Origin of the sequence: Oryzifoliimicrobium ureilyticum (genome assembly GCF_037199735.1) — a bacterium.
In the GTDB taxonomy this organism is placed as follows: Bacteria; Pseudomonadota; Alphaproteobacteria; order Rhizobiales; family Rhizobiaceae; genus Rhizobium; species Rhizobium ureilyticus.
On the sequence record NZ_JBBBVQ010000017.1, the window covers coordinates 1 to 22,949 of the forward strand.

The 22,949-nt window shown below is 54.5% G+C and carries 18 protein-coding genes and 2 pseudogenes; 12 read left to right on the forward strand and 8 right to left on the reverse strand.

What is annotated here, in order from left to right; all coding sequences use genetic code 11:
- A partial coding sequence (locus VQ830_RS20550; RefSeq protein ID WP_337270018.1) for a UDP binding domain-containing protein occupies positions 1–389 on the forward strand: 389 nt, incomplete at its 5' end.
- A gap of 78 nt (positions 390–467) precedes the next feature.
- Here VQ830_RS20550 and VQ830_RS20555 read toward each other — a convergent pair.
- The 3 genes from VQ830_RS20555 to VQ830_RS20565 form a co-directional block, all read right to left on the reverse strand.
- Positions 468–806 (reverse strand): hypothetical protein, encoded by a 339-nt coding sequence (locus tag VQ830_RS20555; protein WP_337270019.1) that lies wholly within the window; start codon positions 804–806, stop codon positions 468–470.
- 291 nt (positions 807–1,097) lie between these two features.
- Entirely contained in the window at positions 1,098–2,408 is a 1,311-nt protein-coding gene (locus tag VQ830_RS20560) for an ABC transporter ATP-binding protein (RefSeq protein WP_337270020.1), read from the reverse strand.
- Positions 2,409–2,440: 32 nt separating this feature from the next.
- Complete coding sequence (locus VQ830_RS20565) at positions 2,441–4,174, reverse strand: ABC transporter permease (protein WP_337270021.1); 1,734 nt, start codon at positions 4,172–4,174, stop codon at positions 2,441–2,443.
- Positions 4,175–4,546: 372 nt separating this feature from the next.
- Between VQ830_RS20565 and VQ830_RS20570 the strand changes: the two genes are divergently transcribed.
- From VQ830_RS20570 to VQ830_RS20595, 6 genes are all read left to right on the forward strand, one after another.
- Entirely contained in the window at positions 4,547–5,623 is a 1,077-nt protein-coding gene (locus tag VQ830_RS20570) for a sensor histidine kinase (RefSeq protein WP_337270022.1), read from the forward strand.
- A 5-nt stretch (positions 5,624–5,628) separates the two neighbouring features.
- Positions 5,629–6,270, forward strand: a complete 642-nt coding sequence (locus VQ830_RS20575; protein WP_337270023.1) for a response regulator transcription factor — start codon at positions 5,629–5,631, stop codon at positions 6,268–6,270.
- Between the two features lie 172 nt (positions 6,271–6,442).
- Positions 6,443–7,468: a sulfate ABC transporter substrate-binding protein gene (locus VQ830_RS20580; protein ID WP_337270024.1), complete on the forward strand. Its 1,026-nt coding sequence runs from the start codon at positions 6,443–6,445 to the stop codon at positions 7,466–7,468.
- An 8-nt stretch (positions 7,469–7,476) separates the two neighbouring features.
- Complete coding sequence (gene cysT / locus VQ830_RS20585) at positions 7,477–8,334, forward strand: sulfate ABC transporter permease subunit CysT (protein WP_337270025.1); 858 nt, start codon at positions 7,477–7,479, stop codon at positions 8,332–8,334.
- Positions 8,324–9,187 (forward strand): sulfate ABC transporter permease subunit CysW, encoded by an 864-nt coding sequence (cysW, locus tag VQ830_RS20590; RefSeq protein WP_337270026.1) that lies wholly within the window; start codon positions 8,324–8,326, stop codon positions 9,185–9,187. Before cysT ends, cysW begins: the two co-directional genes overlap by 11 nt.
- Before the next feature lie 10 nt (positions 9,188–9,197).
- On the forward strand, positions 9,198–10,238 hold the full coding sequence (locus tag VQ830_RS20595; protein ID WP_337270027.1) for a sulfate/molybdate ABC transporter ATP-binding protein: 1,041 nt from the start codon (positions 9,198–9,200) through the stop codon (positions 10,236–10,238).
- Positions 10,239–10,273: 35 nt separating this feature from the next.
- Here VQ830_RS20595 and VQ830_RS20600 read toward each other — a convergent pair whose 3' ends face one another.
- Entirely contained in the window at positions 10,274–11,107 is an 834-nt protein-coding gene (locus VQ830_RS20600; RefSeq protein ID WP_337270028.1) for an endonuclease/exonuclease/phosphatase family protein, read from the reverse strand.
- A 137-nt stretch (positions 11,108–11,244) separates the two neighbouring features.
- Complete coding sequence (locus VQ830_RS20605; protein WP_337270029.1) at positions 11,245–12,708, reverse strand: phospholipase D-like domain-containing protein; 1,464 nt, start codon at positions 12,706–12,708, stop codon at positions 11,245–11,247.
- A 480-nt stretch (positions 12,709–13,188) separates the two neighbouring features.
- Here VQ830_RS20605 and VQ830_RS20610 point away from each other — a divergent pair, with 480 nt between their 5' ends.
- The gene (locus tag VQ830_RS20610) at positions 13,189–13,434 is read left to right on the forward strand and encodes a DUF2934 domain-containing protein (RefSeq protein WP_337270030.1); all 246 of its coding nucleotides are present in this window, start codon (positions 13,189–13,191) and stop codon (positions 13,432–13,434) included.
- 663 nt (positions 13,435–14,097) lie between these two features.
- A complete protein-coding gene (locus VQ830_RS20615) occupies positions 14,098–15,045 on the forward strand; it encodes an HD-GYP domain-containing protein (RefSeq protein WP_337270031.1) in 948 nt (315 codons plus the stop codon).
- Positions 15,046–15,239: 194 nt separating this feature from the next.
- Here VQ830_RS20615 and VQ830_RS20620 read toward each other — a convergent pair whose 3' ends face one another.
- From VQ830_RS20620 to VQ830_RS20625, 3 genes and pseudogenes are all read right to left on the reverse strand, one after another.
- On the reverse strand, positions 15,240–17,156 hold the full coding sequence (locus VQ830_RS20620; RefSeq protein ID WP_337270032.1) for a peptidoglycan L,D-endopeptidase MepK: 1,917 nt from the start codon (positions 17,154–17,156) through the stop codon (positions 15,240–15,242).
- A 242-nt stretch (positions 17,157–17,398) separates the two neighbouring features.
- Positions 17,399–17,617, reverse strand: a pseudogene (locus VQ830_RS28840) (helix-turn-helix domain-containing protein); the annotation flags it as partial.
- Between the two features lie 68 nt (positions 17,618–17,685).
- Positions 17,686–18,949: pseudogene (locus VQ830_RS20625) on the reverse strand (sigma-54-dependent transcriptional regulator); the annotation flags it as partial.
- 198 nt (positions 18,950–19,147) lie between these two features.
- Here VQ830_RS20625 and VQ830_RS20630 point away from each other — a divergent pair.
- From VQ830_RS20630 to VQ830_RS20640, 3 genes are read left to right on the forward strand one after another with little or no spacing between them, the layout of a single operon-like run.
- Entirely contained in the window at positions 19,148–21,010 is a 1,863-nt protein-coding gene (locus VQ830_RS20630; protein ID WP_337270034.1) for a M3 family oligoendopeptidase, read from the forward strand.
- Complete coding sequence (locus tag VQ830_RS20635) at positions 20,994–22,205, forward strand: aminodeoxychorismate synthase component I (protein ID WP_337270035.1); 1,212 nt, start codon at positions 20,994–20,996, stop codon at positions 22,203–22,205. The genes VQ830_RS20630 and VQ830_RS20635 overlap by 17 nt, the downstream gene beginning before the upstream one ends.
- On the forward strand, positions 22,199–22,483 hold the full coding sequence (locus VQ830_RS20640; RefSeq protein ID WP_337270036.1) for a YciI family protein: 285 nt from the start codon (positions 22,199–22,201) through the stop codon (positions 22,481–22,483). The genes VQ830_RS20635 and VQ830_RS20640 overlap by 7 nt, the downstream gene beginning before the upstream one ends.
- The last annotated feature ends 466 nt before the right edge of the window (positions 22,484–22,949 follow it).

Below are 22,949 nucleotides of genomic sequence, written 5' to 3' on the forward strand. Positions count from 1 at the left end.
AGGGCAGCGTGCGGGGCAAGAAGATTGCCGTGCTTGGACTGACGTTCAAGCCCAATACCGACGATATGCGCGATGCGCCCTCGATCACGATCATCCAGGCTCTGCTCGATGGCGGCGCCTCGGTGCATGTCTTCGATCCAGAGGGCATGGAAGCGTCCAAGGGCATGCTGGGCGATGTGACCTACGGCAAGGACGCCTACGATATTGCCGATGGGGCTGATGCTGTCGTGATCGTCACGGAATGGGATCAGTTCCGCGCGCTCGATCTGCCGCGCCTGAAGAAAACCATGAAGAACCCCGTGATCGTCGATCTCAGAAACATCTACAGCAATGCAGATGTCACCAAACACGGCTTCACATACTTCCCGATCGGTAAGAGATTTCGCTAACGCAAATCATCGCGTTTTGGCGTCGGACAAAGCGATCAAACGATCGGTTATTTCCGACAAATCCGTTCTCGTCGGAAGTTATGGTTGCCCCTGGGAAAGACTTGGAAGATGCGCCGAAGCCAAGAGGTCGGCAGCCTCAACAAGAATTGCCTCAAGGATAGCTGAGGGCAAAGCCGGATGGTCAGAGGTTGGAATTGACCCTGTTACCTCTGCGTCTTTTTTCAGCTGCACAATGGCATCGGGCACATTCGGCCGCACAAAACCGGCCTTTGACATCTGCGTATCCGACTTCTTCGTGGCGGAAACGCTATAGACAAGATCGCGGCCCATGCCGGCAGGTCCAAACGCAAAAGCGTGCTCTGTCATTGCAGCGGTTGTGGCAGCCAAAGCAACACATGTTACGAGTAGTTTCAGCATGTCGATCTCCCTTGCATGAGCGGAAAGCAGGCCTCGTCAAATCGGAACGGCTGCTTCACAACCTTCATGACTGGAGACTACATGGCTTTGTCTTCTATCCGCTTAAGCGAAAAGATCGAATTTTAGATATGATGCGCTTTATGTCCTATCGTAGGACAAAAGCGACGGAAGTCCCTTTTCCGCCCCGAACATTCGTGCCCGTAAACATGAAGCGACATATTCCGTCGAGCGCGCGGAGGTCGCTAAGCATGGTTGTTCCATTGTATGTGGCCAAAGTAACGACCTCCCGCTTCAGATAGGATTTTCCAGGCTGAACATCTCCGTTTGTTCGTCATAGGCAAAAAGTTCGGAATAGCGTCCCCAGGCGATGATCGCAGAAAGGGTGTTTGCGGCATAAGAGGCGGTCATGTAGTCTTCAAGTTCACTGCGAAACCGTTCGGCAGGAGCTTTGTGATTGGGCCTTTCGTCAAGGACCCGGCGTATCAGACCGATGGCGGGAACGTAGGTCAGGAGATGCTCGGCAAAAAGCCTCTTACGCTCGTCGGTCTCCAGATGAGCAAATTGCTTGCCGGCCTCGGTTAGAACGATATCACCTTCGCTCAATTGCGCAAATCGAAGCAGTTGCAGCGTTTCGCCGAGATGAAACAACTCATCGGCCTCCAACTGCAGAACGCCGGCCAGAACGGGCAAATCCGCCTTTCCGTGATAGGGGCTAGCGGCAAGCGCCTCTATAAGGCCGGACAGAATGTTGGTTGAAACCGGCTGCAAGACCATCCCCATGCCAGTGCCGGGAATGCCCTCCAACTCTACACTCCGCGTTTCGGCACGTTGTGTCATGAGGGTGTAAATGCTGTCGACAAGTTGGCGGAACGCAGGATCGAGACGATTGCGCGGATGCGGAAGATCTACCTTGAGTTCTCGCGCCACACGCCCTGGGTTGGACGAAAACACAAGGATACGATCACACATCAAAACGGCTTCTTCGATGTTATGCGTGACGATCAGCACAGATTGAATCGGGAGGCGGCCTTCGATCCAAAGGTCGATCATATCCGTTCGCAATGTTTCAGCCGTGAGAACATCGAGGGCAGAAAATGGCTCATCCATCAAAAGAAGATCAGGATGAACGACCAGAGCGCGTGCGAAGCCTACGCGCTGGCGCATTCCTCCTGAAAGCTCCCGCGGATAGGCGTTCTCGAAACCATCAAGGCCGATGAGGTCGATCGCTTCGAGCGCAAGCTTGCGTCGCTCATTACGCTCAACGCCTTTGGCCTCAAGACCCAGTTCCACATTCTGCAGCACTGTGAGCCAGGGAAAGAGCGCGAAGGACTGGAATACCATGGATATTCCGACAGCGGGGCCACTGATGCTCTGCCCTCGAAACTCGGCTCGACCCGAAGATGGTGACATCAAGCCGGCTATAATGCGAAGCAAGGTGGATTTGCCCGAACCCGATCGACCAAGCAAGCCAACAATTTCGCCTTCCTTGATTGTCAGGTCGACATCGGCAAGAACCACGACATCCTTTCCAGTCGGCTTTGGAAAGGAACGCGACACGGCTTTGATGTCGATGAGCGGAACCTGCTCGATCTGTGCTCTCATTGTAATGATCCTTGATGTTGAGATTTGCGTTTTCAGTCGAGACGCAGGCGACGTTCGCCGAACCTGTACAGCGGTCGCCAGAACAGGCGGTTGAACAGCGTCACGATCGCGCACATCACGACGATCCCCAGAACGACCCGCGGGAAGTCGCTGTTTGCCGTGGCTTGGGCGATGAAAGACCCAAGACCTGGTGTCGATAGTTTCGTATCGCCCCAGCTGGCGACCTCGGAAACGATACTCGCATTCCAGGATCCGCCGGAGGCTGTTATCGCGCCGGTGATGTAATAGGGAAAAATGCCGGGCAGGATGACCTTGATCCACCACCGCCATCCGGTGACGTGAAAACTCCTGGACGCATCCTTAAGGTCGCCCGGAAACGCGCTGGCGCCAGCGATGACATTGAATAGAATGTACCATTGCGTGCCGAGTATCATGAGCGGGCTCAGCCAAATATCCGCATTCAGGTGAAACCGCACGATCAATATCACCACGACAGGAAAGGCGATATTTGCCGGAAACGCCGCGAGAAATTGTGCGAGCGGTTGTATTTTCTCCGCCAGCCGTGGACGCAGTCCGATCCACACGCCGATGGGAACCCATATCAATGTTGCTATGGCCATAAGGACGGCGACCCTGAACAAGGTGATCATCCCGTCTGAAATCGCTGTTGCAAGGTCTGACCAGCTCAGCGTTGCTCTCAGATAGGTAAAACTGGAATAGCAGGCCCAGCTCACAACAACGGCAATGGTTGCAAGCCAAAGAATGTCGAACACGCGCGTCACAGCACGGTTGCCAGAGGCGCGAACGACGTGCGGCATCTGGGGAATACGAAGCTGCCAAACGAGGCGTGTCAGGAAGCCAAAAGCAGCCGCAACGACATACATGAAGCGGGCTCGACGAAATAAATCGAGCACCCAGGAAGTCGGAGCGGTGCCCGAAGCCGTGGTTTCGAAGCGAAACTTATCAGCCCAGGCAACAAGCGGCCTGAACATCAGCTGGTCGTAAAGAACGATCACTGCCAGCATTGCTAGAACCGCATAGAAAATTGCAAGGATGTTTTGCTGCTCAATCGCGAGCGCGACATAGGAGCCTATGCCCGGTAGCGTGATCGTCGTATTACCGACGGTAATAGCCTCGGAGGCGACGACGAAAAACCATCCGCCCGACATTGACATCATGGTATTCCAGACAAGTCCCGGCATGGCAAAAGGAACTTCAAGTCTCCAGAACCGCTGCCAGCCGGAAAGATGAAAGGCTGAAGCCACCTCCTCCAGATCCTTCGGCTGGCTTCGCATCGATTGATAAAGGCTGAAGGCCATGTTCCAGGCTTGGCTAGTGAATATTGCAAAAACCGACGCCAGCTCAGCGCCGAAGACGGTGCCAGGGAACAGATTGAGAAAAAATGTTACGGTGAAGGTCAAAAACCCGAGGATCGGCACAGACTGCAGGATATCGAGAAGTGGCACCAGGACCATTTCGGCCCGTCGGCTCTTGGCGGCAATCGATCCGTAAATCAGCGTAAAGAGAAACGAGAACGCAAGGGCGACCAGCATCCGTAAGGTCGTCCTCATCGCATAGACCGGAAGATGACTTGGATCCAACGACATGGGAGAGGCATCAAGCGCGGATAGAGGGACAGTCGTCACCTTGGCGCCATAGGCAAACAGCATGATGAAGCCAAAGACGATGCTGAGCGCCAAGACGTCCCAGACCGTGGGCATGATGGAACGATGCAGAGCAAGAGGAGTCGATTTGTACTGCGCCATGAAAAGCCCCAGGAAATTTGGTGGCGAAACCACGGCGCAGATCGGCTTCCTAGCGCCAAGCTTCGTAAATTGCTTTTTGGTCTAGAGGGACGGTTCTTGACCGTCCGAGAGAATGTTCGCTCCCATCACTGTCGCTTGCCATTAGCTTTGCGGTGCGTAAATCCCTGGTTAGTCTGTAGCTCAGGACAACAATCTGGAGTGAAAGAAGCATAGCTCCAGCCGCGGGCCGACGCGACGATGCATGAGGACATCGGCAGCCTGCTAAGGGACATCCAGAATATACCTTGGTATAGTTTGAGCGCGGTCCGATGAATGAGACTGGCAACGCCTTCGCGCTAGCGTTAAAGACCTGGATTATTTGCGAGGAAGCCCATGTCGTCCCGCGGTGAACACAACGCCACTCAGCATCAACAAGACAGACGACTCCGCTTAAGAGGCTTTGCCCTCGCCTCTCTCATTGTCGCGGTCTTTGTGGCAGACACCGTGACGCAATATGAAGTGGCAATTGCCGTATTCTACATTGTCGTTATCGTGCTCGCGGTCGGATACCTCAGTATACGCGGTGTAATTCGCCTTGCGGGATTATGCGTCGGGCTAACGGCTCTCAGCCTTTTCCTCACCCAGCACGGTTCTTTTGACACGGGCGTCCTCAACGCTATCATCAGCACAGCGGCGATCGGCATTACGACCTATCTGGTACTGAAAACGCTGAACGCGCAAGCAACGGTGTTCGAGGCACAGACGCAGCTTGCCCGCGCAACGCGTTTAGCGAGCCTCGCGGCCCTGACGGCCTCAATCGCACACGAAGTCAATCAGCCGCTCGCTGCCGTCGTCACGAGCGCCGACGCCTCGCGCCGCTGGCTCGACCGCGATCCCCCAAATATAGAAAAGGCAGTTTCGGCATTGGCACGCATCGCCGAAGATGCAAGTCGGGCGGGCGAAGTTATAAAGCGCGTGCGCAGCCTCGCAAAAAGCGACGCGCCGGATCGCAAGCTATCTGACTTCAATACTATTGTTCATGAAGCTGTGGCGATTACGCAAGGCGAGCTTGAGAAGAATAATATTCTGGTGAAGCTCTCGCTTGAGGAAGACCTGCCGCTCATTCCGGTCGACAGGATCCAAATCATTCAGATTGTCATCAACCTCCTGCTCAACGCTATAGACGCCATGCGGCATTTACCGAGCTTCAAACGTGTGCTGTCGATCTCATCATTTCGTCAGGAGGATGATACGCTCAGCCTTGTCGTGGCAGATGTCGGTACCGGCATAGAGCCCGCAGTTCTCGAACATCTATTTGAAGCCTTCTGGACCACAAAAGAGCATGGCATGGGTGTTGGTCTTTCAATTACGCGCACCATGGTCGAAGCACATGGGGGAACAATCTCCGTTTCCTCAAGGCCACGCATAGGCACCGAATTTACGGTGTCCCTCCCCGTGCCGAAGGAATAAGCGAAATGAAGGCAGCGCCGACGAAGCAACAACAGGGAGAGCCGATCGTTTACGTCATCGATGACGACGCATCCGTAAGGGCAGCGCTGGAGGATCTTTTGACATCGGTCGAGCTGCGCGTCTCGTCATTTTCCTCGACGCAGGCGTTTCTTGATCAAGCCCGCCCGGAGGCGCCAGCCTGTCTTGTGCTCGATATTCGGATGCCTGGTCAGAGTGGGCTCGACTTTCAGCGTGGATTGGCGACCCGCAACGTCCATATCCCGATCATCTTCATTACCGGACATGGAGACATCGAAATGTCTGTCCGGGCCATGAAAGAGGGTGCAATTGAGTTTCTTACAAAACCTTTCCGCGATCAGGAGCTTCTCGATGCTGTCCAACGCGGCCTTCAAATCGATCAGCAGCAACGCACCGAGCATCAGCTTCTCGCGGAGCTCCACTCTCGCTGGCAAACTCTATCCCAGGGTGAACAAGAGGTGATGCGGCTCGTCGTCAACGGCTTCCTCAACAAGCAGATCGCTGGCCAGCTCGGTGTGAGCGAAATTACCGTTAAGGTGAGGAGGGCCCAGGTCATGCGTAAAATGCGCGTACAAAATCTTGCCGGGCTCATTCGTATCTGGGACAAGATTAAGCCGGCCGCCGATTAGGATAACGGCCTTCCGCACAATCTGCGACACCATAGCACCTCTCGCGCCACACCAATCCTGCAAAACTCCGACATTTGGCAAGACATTCCCTCTACAGGCCATCATCCAGAACAATCTATGTTTCTTTACGCGACTAACTTGATAGACTTCACGTACAACTGAGGAGGTTTTCATGAAGTCTTTCAAAATGGCGTTATTGGCGATGGCCGCAGCAATCGCAGGAAGCCTTGCCATTGGCGTTGTAACGCCGGCCTTTTCCGCCGAGCAGCTTTTAAACGTGTCCTACGACCCGACGCGTGAGCTCTACAAAGACTTCAATGCAGCCTTTGCTGCAAAATGGAAACAGGACACAGGTGAAGCAATCACAGTGAAGTCTTCCCACGGGGGCTCGGGCGCTCAAGCGCGTTCTGTGATTGACGGCCTTGATGCTGATGTCGTCACTCTCGCGCTCGAAGGTGATATTGATGCGATCGCGAAGGCGACGGGAAAAATTTCCGCCGACTGGAAGACCAAGTTTCCCAACAATTCGACGCCATACACGTCCACCATTGTTTTTCTGGTAAGAAAAGGAAACCCGAAAGCCATCAAAGACTGGAGTGATCTTGTTCGCGACGACGTGCAGGTGATTACTCCCAATCCAAAGACGTCCGGCGGGGCGCGCTGGAACTTTCTGGCTGCCTGGGCTTGGGCGAAGAATGCCAATGGCGGAGATGACGCAAAGGCTCAGGAGTATGTAACGAAACTCCTGCAGCATGTACCTGTCCTCGACACCGGCGCTCGGGGCGCGACAACCACGTTCGTCCAGCGCGGTCTCGGCGATGTGCTTCTGGCATGGGAGAACGAAGCTTATCTGTCCTTGGAAGAGCTTGGCCCCGATCAATTCGAAATCATCACGCCCTCACTGTCGATCAGAGCTGACCCGCCGGTTGCCGTCGTCGATGGCGTGGTCGACAAGAAGGGCACACGCAAGGTGGCAGAAGCCTATCTCAACTATCTGTATTCCGATGAGGGGCAGAAGATTGCCGCGAAGCATTTCTATCGGCCCATCAAGCCGGAAGTAGCAGACAAGGCAGATATCGAGCGCTTCAAACCCTTGAAGCTCGCGACAATCGACGACTTCGGCGGATGGGCCGCCGCACAGCCAAAGTTCTTCGGCGATGGCGGTGTATTTGACCAAATTTACAAGCCAGCACAATAATATCATTCATGACAACAAGCGACACCTCACGGTGGCGTATTAGACGGCCGAGCGTCATTCCAGGCTTTGGATTGACGCTCGGTTTTACGTTGATATGGCTCACCCTCCTCATACTCGTACCTCTATCCGGGCTCGCTTGGCGTTCGGCAGACTTGGGCTGGGATAAATTCTGGTCGATTGCGCTCGATGCACGGACGCTCAACGCGTTGCGCATCAGCTTCACGACCGCGTTCATCGCGGCCCTCGTGAACGCGGTTTTCGGCGTCGTTCTTGCCTGGGTCCTGGTTCGCTATCGCTTCCCGGGAAAGCGCGTCATCGATGCAATGGTGGATCTCCCCTTTGCCTTGCCAACTGCGGTAGCGGGCATTGCACTCACAACACTCTATGCGCCAAATGGCTGGATTGGTCAGTTTTTGACGCCTCTCGGCATCAAGATCGCTTTCACACCGATCGGCATTGTGATTGCACTCGTCTTCGTTGGATTACCGTTCGTTGTCCGAACTGTGCAGCCGATTATCGAGGAAATTGACAAAGAGGTCGAAGAGGCTGCTGCGACGCTTGGCGCGAGCCGGTTTCAGACCATCAGCCGTGTCCTCTTGCCCGGCTTGTTACCCGCCGTGCTGACCGGGTTTGCTCTCGCCTTTGCGCGCGGTGTCGGCGAATATGGCTCGGTCATCTTCATTGCTGGTAATCTTCCATTCAAATCCGAGATCGCGCCTTTGCTCATCGTGATCAAATTGGAAGAATATAATTATGCGGCCGCGACGGGAATTGCAGCAGTGATGTTGATCTTATCTTTTGCCATGCTGCTGATCATCAATCTCGTTCAAAGCTGGAGCCGGCGGAGGTATGGTTATGGCGCATGACGTGACCAAACGTATCGGCTCGGTGACGACGGAGAGCAAGGCGGCGCGGTGGATCTCAATCGGCATCACATTTGTGTTTCTGTTGCTGATATTGCTGTTGCCGCTTGCTGCAGTTTTCGTGGAAGCATTCCGCAAGGGGGCAGCTCCTTTCCTCGAAGCGTTGCAAGATCCTGAAACCGCCTCGGCAATTTGGCTGACGCTGATCGTGGCTGGTATCAGCGTTCCCCTCAATCTTGTCTTTGGTGTCGTTGCGGCCTGGGCCGTCGCCAAATTTGAGTTCAAGGGAAAGGCGCTCCTGACCACATTGATCGATCTTCCCTTTTCGGTTTCACCAGTCATTTCAGGACTTGTTTTCGTCCTCATCTTTGGAGCAAACACCTATCTTGGCAAATGGCTCAGCGCCCACGACATCAAAATTTTGTTCGCGGTGCCGGGGCTGGTTCTGGCAACGATGTTCGTTACGTTTCCCTTCGTCGCACGCGAACTCATCCCGCTCATGCAAGAGCAAGGAACGGCCGACGAAGAGGCCGCGCTTTCTCTTGGCGCGAGCGGCTGGCAAACGTTCTGGTATGTGACGCTACCCAATATCAAATGGGGCCTGCTTTACGGCGTTCTGCTGTGCAACGCGCGCGCTATGGGTGAGTTCGGCGCCGTTTCTGTGGTGTCTGGACGCATACGCGGTCAGACGACGACAATGCCGCTCCAGATCGAGATCCTCTATAACGAATATAATTTTACCGGCGCATTTGCTGTCGCAACTCTGCTAGCGCTACTGGCGCTGGTCACCCTAGTTTTGAAGACGCTTCTCGAAATTCGCTACAGCGCGGAGATCGCAGCGAGCCGGCGTCACTGAAGGAATGTCTATGGAAGTTCGCGTAGAGAATTTGCGCAAGGAATTCGACCGGTTCGCCGCGCTGCACAATGTATCCCTCAAGATCCATTCAGGTGAATTGATCGCGCTCCTGGGTCCATCGGGTTCAGGCAAGACCACGCTCTTGAGACTGATCGCAGGTCTCGAGCATCCGACCGAAGGCAAAATCTTCTTTGGTGCCGACGATGCATCGAGCAAGCCGGTTCAGGAACGCAATATCGGCTTCGTCTTCCAGCATTACGCGCTTTTCCGCCATATGACCGTGCTCGACAACGTCGCCTTTGGGTTGACAGTGCGCAAAGCGTCGCGCCGTCCATCCAAGGCAGAAATCCGCCGCCGAGCGACTGAACTCCTTGATCTCGTTCAACTGTCGGGTCTTGAAAAGCGCTACCCCACGCAACTATCAGGCGGTCAGCGCCAACGCGTGGCACTTGCACGGGCTATGGCGGTCGAACCTAACGTGCTGCTTTTAGACGAGCCATTCGGCGCGCTGGATGCGCAGGTGCGCAAAGATCTTCGCAAGTGGCTGCGTGAAATTCACGATCAAACCGGCCACACGACGGTCTTCGTGACACACGATCAGGACGAAGCCATGGAACTCGCCGACCGCGTGGTGGTTATGAGCCACGGCAAGATCGAACAGGTCGGCACCCCGGACGAGATCTACGATAACCCTGTCTCTCCCTTCGTATTTGGGTTTGTCGGACAGTCGAACTGTCTTGAGGTTATCGTCAAGTCGGAAGAAGTCTGGTTCAACGATCGCCCTCTTGGTCTGGCCGCACCGGGAGAAAAAGAGGGCCTAGCAAAGCTTTATTTCAGACCGCACGACATAGAACTACTCGAAGGCTCAAGCGCATCAATCAGCGGCACCGCACTCGCCAGTCGTCGCGTGGCCGGAACGCGGCACGTCGAACTCGACATTGGCGTTGGGCAGGCGCCGATCGAGATCGAGCTCTCGCCTCAACAGGCCGATGCCATGGACCATGCGCGCATTGGATTTCGCCCAACGCGTTGGAAGCTGTTCCGTCCATAAATTGAAGTATTTCAACTGCATTACAACCGCCGGCGTCATTTGAGGTCGGCGCTTTGCTTTTCCTTTCGTGCAGGTATGAGATCAACGACAGCCTTTACGGGCAGATGATCGGACGCCACGCGCGAAAGCGGTGTATCGTGCACTTCAAGCCGGGTAAGCATGCCCCGCCGATTGGCAATAATCCTGTCCAGAGCCAACATCGGCAGCCTTGCAGGAAAGCTCGGAACAGCTGGAGGCTGCGGGCCAAAGGCGAGTTGGAAGCTATGAAGCGATGATTTGTCTCCCAAGCGCCATTCGTTCAAGTCGCCCACGAGAATGGTAGGAACCTCTCGTTCATCCGTCATCAGGTCGATGAGAACCTTGGCCTGCCGGGCCCGCGAATGCCTCAGCAAGCCGAAATGCGCTGCAATGATGCGCAAAATCCCATTCTTCTCCAGCTCAAGTTCCGCCACCAAGGCACCACGCGGCTCCAGGCCCGGGAGATCGATCTGGTGAATGTCGCGCACGACACCCTTTTTGAAAAGCACGACATTGCCGTGCCAACCATGTGCTTTGGCCATTCCGCTGATCGGAACGGGTACAAGACCTGTCTCGCGCTCGAGGCGTCCAAGATCGAGGATGCCGGTGCGCTCGCCGAAGCGCGTATCGGCTTCCTGTAGCGCGATCACATCGGCATCGATCTCGTGGATAACCCGGCTTGTGCGTTCAGGATCAAAGCGACGGTCGATGCCAACACACTTGTGCACGTTGTATGTCGCGATCAAAGTACCTTCGCGCCGGTCGGATGGCTGATGATCCAGTCGCTTCTTCCTGTCGCGAATTGACGCCACGATGCTGGCGCGCAGGCTTCGCTTCGAATTCTTCTCCATCAGACCTGAATCCAACTATCTTCCGTTTTCACACAAAAGCTCTACCGATAAGTATAGGCGCTTGGCCCAATCAGACTATCGCGACGGGCAAATATTTCGACGAGACCAAGCAAAGTTCATGGCCGAGACGGAGTTCATCACAAATAGGGAGATCCAAGCCACAGTATCTTCTCCAACAGGCGAAGCGCGAAAGGTCGGTTCCGAAGCCCCTCCAAAGTCACCGCCGAAGCGGTTTCAATTGCCGCATCGATATGTTCGTCGATTTCGCTCGCGAACTCCTCGTTCAGAACCTCCATATCAACCTCGAAATTCAAGCGAAGAGATCTAGGATCGATGTTCGAGGAACCGACATAGGCCCATTGGCCATCGATGGTGAGAAGTTTAGAGTGGTTGAATGGGCCAGTGGCTCGCCAGATCCGGCAATAGTTCTTGAGCATCTGGTCGAACTGAGCGGTCATGGCGCGATCGACCAGGAGTAGGTTGTTTGTTGCAGGAACCACAATGTCGACACTGACGCCGCGCCTGGCCGCGGTGCTCAATGCACTGATAAGTTCGCGGTCGGGAAGAAAGTAAGGCGACATGATTTTGATGGAATCGCGGGCCACCGAAAACGCGCCCATAAGCATCTTATGATTAGTCTCAAGGCGTCTATCGGGGCCAGATGCGACAACGCGCATAAACACCGGATCGCCAGGATTCCGGTCTGGCGGGACCATTGCCCACGTGTCGCCGTCTAGATTCTCACCGGTTGCAAAACGCCAGTCGTCCGCGGCGATATGAAAAAGATCAGCGACCACGGGACCTTCAACGACGAAATGCGTGTCCCGCGCAAATGAATCGCCGCTGATCTCCTTTGTAAAGCCTTCGCGAATATTCATTCCGCCTGTAAAGGCGACTTTGCCATCGACGACGAGAATTTTACGGTGGGTCCGCAAATTTGCGTAAGGCAAACGCAGCCCAATGATCACATTGCCGTTGAAGACGGCAACGGGAACATTGGCTTCCGAAAAATATCCAAGGATGCTCGGAACAGAATAACGCGCGCCCACGGCATCAATCAAAACACGCACTTCCACGCCTCGAGCTACGGCTTCTTTCAAGGCTTCGGCGAACCGCAATCCTATGACGTCGCGATCGAAGATATAAGTTTCAAGCAAAATCGAGCGCGTAGCTTCTTTGATCGCTGACAACATTGCAGAATATGCGTCATCTCCCGTTTCGAGGAGATCTATGGAATTTCCCGTTGTCAGCGGGCTGCGCGCGACGCGATCGCCCAGTGTTTGGAGAGCGGCGAAACGGCGGCCAAAACGGCTTATGACAGCGTCTTGCTCTGCATTGAAGGTTTCGATCTCTGTGAGACCTACGGAAGACAACAGCGCCTCGCGGCGTAAACTCAACGAGGCGCGCCTTATCCGATTAATGCCCGCGATGGCATACAAAGACGCGCCAATAAGGGGCGATAGAATGATGACCCCGACCCAACCGATGGCGGCGCGTACTTCTTCCTTCGTCATAGCGGCGTGAATCGCAGCCGCCGCTCCCATCAAGACTGAAAGGCTGAACAAGATGAAAGGCCAGTAGTTTGAAAGCATATCGATCATGAGGCTGACTTTGAGGGACGACGTGCAGCACTTAGAGCATGCGATGGCGCTTCCAATAGGTCACCTCTAAACCCTTACCAGATCAAGTCACTTTCAAGGCGATTGATTGCAGGAAAATGCGACCGTCGCAAACTGCCTTTTCATCAGCAAGAGTGCGCTTAAAGCAACGTCGAGCGAATTTGGAGAAGTGGGAAATATGTTGAAGCGAAAACATGTTAACGGTCAGAGGTTATGTGACCGTTTATCGCGTTATTCTCCAGTAAGGGCAGACAAGGTTGCTGGTGCGATAATATATGAAGCGCGAATATGCGGTGAATATCCGGTGTCCTGGTCGGTGGAGGCCATTTTGGCGGCAACTTTTTCTTCTAATCCGAGTGCACTGCACAAACCTTAGGCGACTAATTTACGTGGAAAATCCATGATTTAGGAGGAACCTTCCTCTTTTCCGTGCGTTCTATATTCGTTGCGGGAGAACGTGAAATGGAAAATAGAGAAGAGTGGATCCAAAGGCGTGCCTATGCGCTTTGGGAACAAGCAGGCAGACCGGTAGGAAAAGATGTAGAGCATTGGCAGCAGGCAAATTTAGAGCGCGACGCACTTGAGCGAAGTGCCGCGTCCGTGGACGGTGGAGAAGTGACAACACGCATTCGAGACAGATTAGCGCTCGTCGTCACTGCCTCACGCAAACCGCCAATGGATCGTGTTCGGCTGAGGAAATCAGCCTAAGCGAACGACCAGCAGCGATGTGCGATCAACGCATCGCTGCTTTATAAAATCCTCATGGAATAGCAGTAGGAAAATATGGAACGGGACACTGCCCTCACGCTGAGGGCTGGCGGAGGCGAAGTTTATGAAAAGCTATCTGGATGACATTATAGCTTGCTTCCGAACCGCAGGCGTCGCCCCACGTCTGATCTGGGCGTGACGTAACCATGTTCGCTCTCACAATCGCTCTTGTCGCCTATGCTCTACTCGCTGTAGCGCTCGTTGTTGTCGTCGATAAGATTGTCTGTCACCTATTTCGCGATGAGCATCCCGGCCGAGCCCCTCTCCCTCCCCTCCCGACAGCCACAAGCCTATATGACCCAATTGAAAAATAGGTCTGTAGCGAGTTGCATTCCGCGCATCAGCGCCATGATTGAGCGAAAGCTTTGCCAATAGTTCAATCCCTTGAGGCTGAGCTCTGACAACCCGCATAAACGCGGTTGAAGTCGTCTCTTTGCGCTTATCGCTAATAAACATCCCTCTGCCGTCCTAAAGCCTAGGGCATCATTATGAATAACTTGTTCTGTGCAAAAAGTATTTTATGCTTTATAGAGTGTTAATCATCGACAAATACTGACATTTATATAATATTACGCAAAACTTTATTGGAAGCCATTCTGCCGAATGTTGAAACGCATCGAGCGTCGTAACGCAAAACTTGGAATGTTTATCCACGATCCGCATCTACCTAGATTAGATCGGTGGGTTGGTGGATTTTTGCTTACGACCAATCAAGACCTTGAAAGAGTACAAAGGAGCAATCTCGAGACGGTTGTCATCGATACCGGTCTTGGCATGGATGTCGAAGATTATCGCGCGTCGACAACGGCCCCCACGGTTTGGTTGCAGAGCGAAAGCCACATCGATCTCTTGGGAGCTGCAAAGGCACGGGTACGCGCACTGTTTGCAGATGCTCGACTGGGCGTCTCGTCTTTTGACGAAGCCGACAGTGCGGTGAGAGCAATTTATCGCTCGATCTTAGCAGATCCCACCGCGTTGATCGAAATGAGTAGGGTAAAGGACGATGAAGATGATCTTCAGCGTCATTCCATGGCCGTGAGCGGATTGATGATGCAATTCGCGGAATTTCTGGACCTCGCCCCGCCCACAGTGCAGGTCCTCGGAGTTGGCGGCTTGCTTCACGACATTGGCAAGATCTATTTGTCTTCAGATATCCTGGCAAAAACGGCTGCTCTTACCGAGGAAGAACGAAACGCAATCGCGCTTCATCCGCAAAGAGGTCATGATCTTTTAGCGCAAGACCCAACCATGCCCGAACTTGTTCTCGATATTTGCCTCCATCATCATGAGAAGCTGAACGGCGCGGGCTATCCGCACGGATTGAAAGCCGGTGAGATTAGCTTGGCGGTCCAGATTGCAACGCTTTGCGATGTCTATGAAGCGCTGACCAGCAAGAGATCCTATAAACCGGCATGGAGCTCTGCAGACGCATTATCGTCAATGTCTCAAACACTAGACTATTTTGACGAAGAGCTGTTCAACCAATTTAGACTCTTTGTGAAACAGACGTTCTTCAACCAGGACACTAAGAACACTGCCGCTTGCCTTTAGCCGCTTTAGCCTTGGAAGGTTTACGGACAGAGATCGCGCGTTTGGTTTGGGGCAGGCAGTGGCCCCACATTTCTGATGCATACGGCTATTGATCGACAGGAAGGGCTCGCTGCGATTGCCGCAACCGGCAAGCGCCCGTTCTTGCTGGCAAGAACGGGCACCCTGTCACGGATGATTGCGTGAGTTTCGTTTACTCAATTCGTATTGAACTTACGAACTTCCATGAAATTGACGGCTGACCCGCTGAAACGGGCGGGATCAAATGACGCCGTCTTGGTGAAGCCCTCCGCATAGACCGTTTTCGGCTGAGCGCGCATTGCGCTGCTAACGAAACGAGGAGCTTTCACGGGCTTCGTAACCATCTCCATTCGGGCGTTTGTCAGAGCCCATTGGGAAATCATCTTCTCCGTCAGCTTCGGCTCGCCGCGAACGGTCGCACGGGCAGCTTCCGCTTCCACGGCCTCGTGCTCGGTTGGACGCCCACCCTTTGCAGGCATTCCTTGGGCAAGAGGCGTTGGCGCTTCCTTCGGCATGTCAAACGCATCGCCAAAGTTCGGCGACTTCGTAGACGGCGCCAGTGCAGCAACCTGCATAGGAGGTTGTGCCGGTGTGGCGGGCTGTGGTGGCGTCACAGGTTGAGCTGACGGCATAGGCTGTACTTGCGGCCGTTCTGCTGGCATCGCAGCCTGGATGGCCATCGCAACATCACTCGTCTCCTGCTTCGGCGTTTGTTCGTTCGCCATTGCAGTTACCATAGCAGGCGAAAGGCTACCTTGTTGTGGCTTCAGAGCATTTTGGCTTTCAGTCTGATCCTTCACATCAGCAGCAGCCAACAACTTCTCCGCCAGCTCAGGACGGTCGGCAGGCACGGGAACAGCAGCGAGCTGTGGATCAGGCGCTTCTGCGTCGCCTGGAGAACGCCGGTTGATCAACGAGGGAACTGGCACGCGGTAGCTGCTCAAATCCGCAAATTGCTGGTTTGCCGATGCAGCCTGATCCTGCGTGACTGCAGCAAGCGCTTGCTGAGCCGCATTACCAGATTGAGAAGGCGCCAATGCCGTAGCAACTTCGCTGCCTGCCGGTTGACCTGCAAATGCGGGGCGAACTTGAGGAATGGGCGCCGCAATGCTGGCTACTTCAGGCTCAGCCGGCTCTGCTGCCGGTGCCGCGGCAGGCGCTTCCGGCTTGCTCGGCGTTGCACGGGCCACAGCAACAGGTGCTGCAGAAGATGGTGTCGAATCTTCTGCGCTATCCTCAGCATCATCTTCACCGCCGCCCCCAAACAGCATGGATAAGAGGGTCCTGGACTTTCCGACGCGGCTAGACGACGAGCCACTGTAGGCCCCGCTGCTTGCAACTTCAATTTCAGATGCATTCACACGCCGTTTGTAGTCCGCAACGGCTTGGTCATAACCAGGCAACGGCTTCCCGTCGGCCGGAAGGTGCAGAGTATTGCCATTCGGGAACAGACGAACCAGCTCGTCACGGCTCATGCGAGGCCAGGAGCGAACACCGCCGACATCCATATGAACGAATGGCGATCCCGAGCGTGGGTAGAAACCAACACCGCCAACCTGAAGCTTCATACCAATTTCGCGGAGTTTGGCGAGTTTGACGTCGGGAATGAAGAAGTCCATTGCCTTGCCAAGCATATGCTGGCTCTTCTCGGCAACGCCCGAATTACGGGACCGGTTCTTGAGCATGGCATTTGTCGAGGGAGACCGGAACCCGCAGACGACATTGATATATTCGGATGAGCCGCTCTGACGATAGACCTCCCAGATCAGGTCGAAGAGCCGAGGATCCATTTTCGTGGGCTGATTCTTTCGCCAGTCACGCAAAAAGCGGTTCAGTTGCTCCAAACCCTTCGGGTCGAATTTTCCGTTGCGCTTGTAGGTGATGATCGCTTTTTCGCCAGTGTGGACGAAATAAAGCTTCAGGCTGCGGGTTTCCCCTGCCGCCTCCGATTGGGTCCCGACGAAAACGGGAGAGGACACAGCAAATAGAATAAGCGCTGCCGCCGCTGTTCTTGCCGCCTTTTTGCACAGGTCGGCGCAACGGGCGCGCCAGCTCAAGCTTGAAGGTCTTTTATTCCCATTCATATCCGGCAACACAAATCCCCGTAGACGCCCTACCTTGCCAATCAATGACTGCACAATGCGGTCGCACGATGGCAAAAATGCCACAGCGGTGCAACCTTTTCCTTACAGGGTGAACATCGCCCTAACAAGTGGTTACCGTCTCGTAACAGAACATAGTTTCCGGATTCTTAAGCTATTTCATATCGAAACAGCAAAACGAAACGGCGCGAACCCGAAGAACGCGCCGTTTCGAAGTTGTGAATGTACGATTTCTACGCAGCATCCTTGAGCGGATTGTCCGGATCGATTCCGTAGTCTTTCAGTTTTCGGTAGAGAGTCGAGCGACCGATTCCCAATTTGCGTGCAACCTGGCTCATCTGGCCGCGGTAAAATTTCAAGGCAAAGCGGATCAGTTCTTCCTCAACATCCGCCAGCTTTCGAACTTCCCCCGACGGCCCCACGCTGGAAATCGAATTCTCCGACGCTTCAGTAGATGCGGCAGGGTCGTTGATCAAATGCTCCGATCGTCGATCCTCTTCTTCCAGCACGCGCATTTCAGCATCGCGACCGCGGTTATCGGCAACGAGGGCAAGATGATCGACGACGTCGTAATCCCCAAGTTGTGCGCCGATCTGCGGGAAGTCGGCTTCGGTGAGTTCCATATCCTCGGAAAGAACCACAGCACGGAAAATTGCATTTTCCAACTGGCGAATGTTTCCTGGCCAGTCGTAGGCCGTCAGAAGCGCCAGCGCTCCGGCGCTGACAGTCATACGCCGCCCGCCCTTCTGCTCTGCAGCGAAGCGCTCGGTAAAGACCCGCACCAGATGCGGAATGTCTTCCTTGCGCTTGCGCAGCGAGGGAATGGTGATCGGAAAAACGTTGAGGCGGTAATAGAGGTCTTCGCGGAAGCGTCCGTTCTTCACTTCCTTGATCAGATCTTTGTTGGTCGCGGAGATCAAACGGACATTGACCTTCTGCGCAACGCGTGCGCCAACCGTTTCGATTTCGCCCTGCTGGACGGCGCGAAGAAGTTTCACTTGCACCTCAAGCGGCAGATCGCCGATCTCGTCAAGGAAGATCGTCCCGCCATCGGCTTCCATGAACTTACCGACATGACGCTCGCCTGCCCCGGTAAAGGCACCCTTTTCGTGGCCAAATAGAATGCTTTCGACCAAATTGCCGGGTATCGCTCCGCAATTGACGGTGATGAAGGGCTTGCCGGCCCGATCGCTGGCGGATTGGATCGCCCTTGCCACGAGCTCCTTGCCGACGCCAGATTCGCCTTCAAGAACCACGGGTATGTTCGATTGTGCGGCTCGCTGGGCAAGATCGATCACCCGCAGCATGGCTGGGCTTGCCGAAACGATGTCGCCAAAGCCGACCGATGACGGGCGACCTTTACGTCCAGCCCGAGCCCGGCTTTCGCGCTGATCGACCCGAAGCGCGTTGCTGATCGATGTTGTAATCCGCTCAGGTGATACGGGCTTGACGACAAAATCGAAGGCGCCGGCGCGCATGGCCTGCACAACCGTCTCGATTCCGCCCTGCCCCGTCTGCACGATAACAGGAATGCTGGTGCCGAAACCGTTCAGCGCTTGCAGAAATTCAATGCCCGTCATTTCGGGCATCATCAGATCCAGCACGATCACGTTGTAGATATCGTGGCCGCGCTTGACCATTTCCAATCCGATGCGGCCGTTTTCGGCCTGATGCACGACGTGGCCGCTGCGCTCGATGGCGCTCCTCAGAAGCCTACGTTGTACTGGATCGTCTTCGACGACCAAAATCTGGGCTGCGCCCTTGAGCTCGCTAAAACCGGTCATGGATGCCTCACCTCATGCGAAACCTGACCCGCAATCTGTCATCAAGGCTTGAACATCCAGTTTTGAGAAACAATCGTATTTTAACTTTTGTGACGAATTCAGCAAAAGCGCTAAAGTGTCTTGTCAGGCAGCCTTGAACCGGTCGATCAGCAGGCCTAAACAAAGCACCCGACCTCGATCAGACTGAAAAGGACGCCGATGAAAACCTCGTTCTTCAACCCGAACGTTCTCCATTCGGCGAGCACCTCGTCATCGTCGAACGGCAAGGCCGCCCTCACCGACTTGCCAACGTGGCGGCTTCAAGATCTTTATCCCTCGTCCGATTCTCCAGAATTCAAAGGCGATCTCGCTCGCGCGCTCGAAGACGCGCGCAATTTCGAGACAAAATGGAAGGGACGACTTTCCGAAGCTGCCGGAAAGACTGGGCCGGATGGTCTTGGAGAAGCGATCAAGGAATATGAGGCTCTCGACGATCTTGTCGGCCGCATCGGCTCATTTGCAGGGCTCACCTACTTCTCCAACACCACCGACCCTGCGAACGGCAAGCTTTATGGTGACGTGCAGGCGAAAATCACCGACCTGTCGGGAAACCTGCTTTTCTTCGCCTTGGAGCTTAATCGGATCGCCGATGAGGTCATTGATCAATGCCTTCAGCGAGATCCCGCGGCCGCCCATTATCGCCCTTGGATCCTCGACCTGCGCAAGGACAAGCCATACCAGTTGGACGACAAGCTCGAGCAGCTCTTCCTTGAAAAGTCGATGACCAGCGCGGCCGCTTTCAATCGGCTGTTCGACGAGACTTTAGCAGAGCTTCGCTTCAATCTTGACGGCGAACAATTGCCGCTCGAAATGACGCTGAACAAGCTTCAAGATCAAAATCCCGATGAACGGCGCAAGGCAGCGGAGGCACTTACTCAAACATTCAACGCCAATTTGCGGATCTTTACGCTGATTACCAATACGCTGGCGAAAGACAAGGACATTGCAGACCGTTGGCGCGGCTTTGAAGATATCGCTGACAGTCGTCACCTTGCCAATCGTGTCGAGCGAGAGGTGGTCGACGCACTCGCTACTGCTGTAAAGGCAGCTTATCCGAGATTATCGCATCGTTACTATGCGATGAAAGCGAAGTGGCTCAAAATGGATGTTCTGGACTACTGGGACCGAAATGCGCCTCTGCCGGAGACGCCCGACGCCCTGATTACCTGGGATGATGCACAAAAAACCGTCCTTGATGCCTATCATGGCTTTGCGCCGGATATGGCAGCCATCGCCAAGCGTTTCTTTGATGAAGGCTGGATCGATGCGCCGGTTCGTCCGGGTAAAGCGCCTGGCGCCTTTGCCCATCCGACCGTTCCTTCCGCCCATCCTTATGTTCTCGTGAATTATCTCGGAAAGCCGCGTGACGTGATGACGCTTGCGCACGAGCTAGGCCATGGGGTTCATCAGGTATTGGCCGGGGGCCAAGGCGCATTGATGTGCCAGACGCCGCTGACGCTTGCCGAAACAGCCTCGGTTTTCGGCGAAATGCTGACGTTCCGCGCTCTTCTCGACAAGACGGAAAGCCCACGCGAGCGAAAAGCAATGCTTGCGCAAAAAGTCGAAGACATGATCAACACGGTCGTGCGACAGATCGCCTTTTACGAGTTTGAACGCAAGGTGCATACGGCGCGCAAGGACGGAGAGCTAACCGCGGAGGCCATCGGCCAGTTATGGATGTCGGTCCAAGCTGAGAGCCTTGGTCCCGCCATACGCCTATCTGAGGGTTACGAAACCTTCTGGACCTACATCCCCCACTTCATTCACTCGCCATTCTACGTCTATGCCTATGCCTTTGGCGACTGCCTGGTGAACTCTCTTTATTCCGTCTATCAGAATGCGGCGGAGGGCTTCCAGGAAAAGTATTTCGAGCTTTTGAAGGCAGGCGGATCGAAGCACTATGCCGAATTGCTAAAGCCATTCGGGCTCGACGCCAGCGATCCGTCCTTCTGGAGCAAAGGGCTGTCGATGATCGAGGGATTGATTGACGAGTTGGAAGCGCTCGATGGTCAACCCGCCTGAGTGTCAGGCATCCGGCGTGAACGGTGTTCTTTTCAGCGATGACGTCGCTGGAAAAAGAATGCTGTTTACGGATCCGGTCGAGAAAATTGTCGCGATGAAAGGCGCCGATGTGGTGCCGGCACTTCATCGTCTGGACGAAGTGCGTCGACGCGGCCTTTGGGCAGCCGGTTATCTATCCTACGAAGCCGGCTTCGTTTTCGAAGAAAAGCTCGCCCCACTCATTGAGAACGGCCGTCAGACTCCTCTTCTGTCTTTTGGTGTCTTCGAAGCGCCGCAGCCTGATGATCATGCTCTGGCGCTGCCGGGTGATAGACGAAATGACGATCAGTTTCTTTCGGAACCACAAGCGCTGTGGTCATTCAAACAGTATCGTCAGCGTTTTGAACTCCTCCACCGCCACCTGATGCAGGGGGACTGTTATCAGGCCAACTTGACGATGCCGATTAGAGCGCGTTGGCAAGGCGATCCGCTGGCGGCATTTTGGGCGCTCGCCAAGCGGCAACCGGTTCGCTACGCAGCCTATGTAGACCTTGGGGGTCCGATCATTCTCTCCCGGTCACCGGAATTGTTCTTTCGCACTGATGAAGCGGGCTGGATCGAAACAAAGCCGATGAAAGGCACAGCTCGCCGCGGCGGCACTGAAGAAGAAGACGCGGCGATCATAACCAGCATGCGCGATGATCCCAAGACACAAGCCGAAAACCGGATGATCGTCGACCTACTGCGCAATGACATGTCGTTGATTGCCAAGACCGGAACCGTTGAGGTCCCGCAACTTTTCGCCATCGAGACCTATCCAACGCTCCATCAAATGGTCAGCACTGTTCAGGCACGGTTGCGCAATGACCTATCTATCAAGGATATATTTGCCGCGCTCTTTCCCTGCGGATCGATCACTGGCACTCCGAAAATGAGTGCAATGCGCATTCTTCATCGGCTTGAGCGGGCCCCGCGCAATGTCTATTGCGGTGCAATCGGCATGATGTCGCCGACGGGTGCAATGCGGTTTTCTGTAGCCATCCGGACGATCAGCCTTTTCGAGGACGGCCATGCGGTGTTCAATGTTGGTGGCGGTATCGTCCTCGACTCCACTGTAGAGGCTGAATATGCAGAGTGCCTGTTGAAGGCCCGCTTCGCGATTGGCGATCAAACGATCACAACACCGACCGCTGAAGGAACCGAGCCGAAATGTTGATTATCTCACTGACATATCTGAAGAGCACAGAAGAGGCAGACCGCTTCATGCAAGGCCACATGGAGTGGGTCAAGCGCGGCTATCTGGAAAAGGGTTTTATCGCCTCAGGGCGAAAAGTGCCGAGGACCGGCGGCGTTATCCTAGCGAAAGGCAACAAAGAGGATATTCAGGCTTACCTCGATATCGACCCCTTTGCGACAGAAGGCATTGCATCTTACGATGTTGTGGAAGTTGACATCACGACAGTAACTGAAGGCTTTGAACAGCTTAGGTCCTAAGAGAAAAAGACGATCTTCTTCCGTAATGTCGCACGGACCTTTACGAAGGCAAAGCGGAGATAACGACCTCATCCTAAAAAAATACGGCGGAGATGTCCCCGCCGCACCGTCATAAATGCCGGAGCAAGGTCTACAGTTGGCGACCTTGCTGTTCCGCCTGTAGCCTTGCTTGGCGTAACCGCTCATTCTTTTCTCGGCGCAACCGCTGTTCACGATCAATCGCGTCTTTCGCAATCTTAGATGTTCGCTCAAAGGCTGCGCGACGATCTGCGATCGTGCTTTTTGTCCTGACAGCTTGTTCTTCTGATGTCGGAGTCCCAGGAATAGACCGTCTCAAGCCTGCTTCGTCTTGTTCCTGGGTCTTGCGTTGCTCAAAATTAACCGCCGGATCTACGCTCAAGCGGCGGTCAGTGTCTCTGGTATCAGTCATGAGAGCCCCTTTCTGAGAGAAGAAACGCATGACGCT

What these genes read in the sequence shown, in the direction of transcription:
- VQ830_RS20605 (WP_337270029.1), bottom strand. Translation starts at nt 12,708, where the DNA reads ATGATCGATATGCTTTCAAACTACTGGCCTTTCATCTTGTTCAGCCTT.
- cysT (WP_337270025.1), top strand. Translation starts at nt 7,477, where the DNA reads ATGACAACAAGCGACACCTCACGGTGGCGTATTAGACGGCCGAGCGTC.
- VQ830_RS20640 (WP_337270036.1), top strand. Translation starts at nt 22,199, where the DNA reads ATGTTGATTATCTCACTGACATATCTGAAGAGCACAGAAGAGGCAGAC.
- VQ830_RS20610 (WP_337270030.1), top strand. Translation starts at nt 13,189, where the DNA reads ATGGAAAATAGAGAAGAGTGGATCCAAAGGCGTGCCTATGCGCTTTGG.
- VQ830_RS20595 (WP_337270027.1), top strand. Translation starts at nt 9,198, where the DNA reads ATGGAAGTTCGCGTAGAGAATTTGCGCAAGGAATTCGACCGGTTCGCC.
- VQ830_RS20565 (WP_337270021.1), bottom strand. Translation starts at nt 4,174, where the DNA reads ATGGCGCAGTACAAATCGACTCCTCTTGCTCTGCATCGTTCCATCATG.
- cysW (WP_337270026.1), top strand. Translation starts at nt 8,324, where the DNA reads ATGGCGCATGACGTGACCAAACGTATCGGCTCGGTGACGACGGAGAGC.
- VQ830_RS20575 (WP_337270023.1), top strand. Translation starts at nt 5,629, where the DNA reads ATGAAGGCAGCGCCGACGAAGCAACAACAGGGAGAGCCGATCGTTTAC.
- VQ830_RS20635 (WP_337270035.1), top strand. Translation starts at nt 20,994, where the DNA reads ATGGTCAACCCGCCTGAGTGTCAGGCATCCGGCGTGAACGGTGTTCTT.
- VQ830_RS20630 (WP_337270034.1), top strand. Translation starts at nt 19,148, where the DNA reads ATGAAAACCTCGTTCTTCAACCCGAACGTTCTCCATTCGGCGAGCACC.
- VQ830_RS20580 (WP_337270024.1), top strand. Translation starts at nt 6,443, where the DNA reads ATGAAGTCTTTCAAAATGGCGTTATTGGCGATGGCCGCAGCAATCGCA.
- VQ830_RS20615 (WP_337270031.1), top strand. Translation starts at nt 14,098, where the DNA reads ATGTTGAAACGCATCGAGCGTCGTAACGCAAAACTTGGAATGTTTATC.
- VQ830_RS20570 (WP_337270022.1), top strand. Translation starts at nt 4,547, where the DNA reads ATGTCGTCCCGCGGTGAACACAACGCCACTCAGCATCAACAAGACAGA.
- VQ830_RS20600 (WP_337270028.1), bottom strand. Translation starts at nt 11,107, where the DNA reads ATGGAGAAGAATTCGAAGCGAAGCCTGCGCGCCAGCATCGTGGCGTCA.
- VQ830_RS20560 (WP_337270020.1), bottom strand. Translation starts at nt 2,408, where the DNA reads ATGAGAGCACAGATCGAGCAGGTTCCGCTCATCGACATCAAAGCCGTG.
- VQ830_RS20555 (WP_337270019.1), bottom strand. Translation starts at nt 806, where the DNA reads ATGCTGAAACTACTCGTAACATGTGTTGCTTTGGCTGCCACAACCGCT.